Genomic DNA, 482 nt, shown 5'->3' with positions numbered 1-482 from the left:
GAAGTACAGGAATTTACCTTTGAATATGCCGGAGAAGACCAGGCAGAAGTAAGCTACGACTTTACTTTTGAAAATCAGCCAACCACAGTGGAGCTGTCCAAAACAGACCTGACAACAGGTAAAGAACTTCCAGGTGCACACCTGAAAGTAACGGATTCAGATGGCAATACAGTAGATGAATGGACTTCTACGGAAGAATCCCATGTGATCAAAGAACTGGTTGTTGGTAAGAAATACACCATGACAGAGACAAAACCGGCAGATGGATATGTCACTGCAGAAAGTATTACTTTCACAGTAGAGAATACAGCAGAGGTTCAGAAGCATGAGATGAAAGATGATGTGACAAAAGTAGAGATCAGTAAGACTGATATCACAGGAGAAACTGAGATTCCAGGTGCGAAACTGACGATTCTCGATGAGGATGATCAGGTAGTAGAGAGCTGGACTTCCACAGAGGAAGCACACTATATCGAAAAACT

The 482-nt window shown here is 42.5% G+C and carries 1 protein-coding gene; it reads left to right on the top strand.

What is annotated here, in order from left to right:
• On the top strand, window positions 1–482 hold a 482-nt coding region (locus G5B12_RS17100; protein ID WP_174088972.1), incomplete at both ends, for an MSCRAMM family protein.

Origin of the sequence: Blautia sp. MSK.20.85 (genome assembly GCF_013317245.1) — a bacterium.
Taxonomy (GTDB): domain Bacteria; phylum Bacillota; class Clostridia; order Lachnospirales; family Lachnospiraceae; genus Blautia_A.
This window is presented reverse-complemented; position numbering and strand designations above follow the sequence as displayed.